We start from the raw sequence: 483 nt of genomic DNA, 5'->3' as shown, positions 1-483 counted from the left end.
TTCAATCCAAACCTTTATCACAACAACAAGCTTAGATCATCTTCAAAATTTACCAGAAAATCTAAGTATTTTCACAATTCAGGATGGTAAAGTTTCTGTAAATTAAAATTGACAACATCGTAAAAGAACTCCTGTTTTCACGGGAGTTCTTTCCATTGTTTTTACATAGAATAATTTGGTGCCTCATTAGTAATTTGTACATCATGAGGATGGCTTTCTTTCAAACCAGCACCAGACATTTCAATAAATTGAGCATTATCATGCAACTCTTTAAGGTTAGCTGCACCACAATAACCCATACCAGAACGAATACCACCAATCATTTGGAAGACGATATCAGCTGCCGCTCCTTTATAAGCAACACGACCTTCAATTCCTTCTGGAACAAGTTTATTTGCTTCATTGACAGAACCTTGGAAGTAACGATCGCTTGAACCTTTTTTCATTGCTGCGATTGATCCCATACCACGGTAAGTCTTGAAT

General features: G+C 36.4%; 1 protein-coding gene and 1 pseudogene. One reads left to right on the top strand and one right to left on the bottom strand.

What is annotated here, in order from left to right; all coding sequences use genetic code 11:
* A pseudogene (locus tag WKI42_RS10670) lies at positions 1-106 on the top strand (DNA replication/repair protein RecF); the annotation flags it as partial.
* Positions 107-161: 55 nt separating this feature from the next.
* On the opposite strand, the gene WKI42_RS10665 reads toward WKI42_RS10670, so the two are convergent.
* A partial coding sequence (locus WKI42_RS10665; RefSeq protein WP_368081909.1) for an IMP dehydrogenase occupies positions 162-483 on the bottom strand: 322 nt, incomplete at its 5' end.

The sequence above is a fragment of the Streptococcus pseudopneumoniae genome (genome assembly GCF_038148935.1).
Taxonomy (GTDB): Bacteria; Bacillota; Bacilli; order Lactobacillales; family Streptococcaceae; genus Streptococcus; species Streptococcus pseudopneumoniae_U.
Note: the sequence above shows the minus strand (reverse complement) of the source record. Positions and strands in the feature narration are given on the sequence as shown.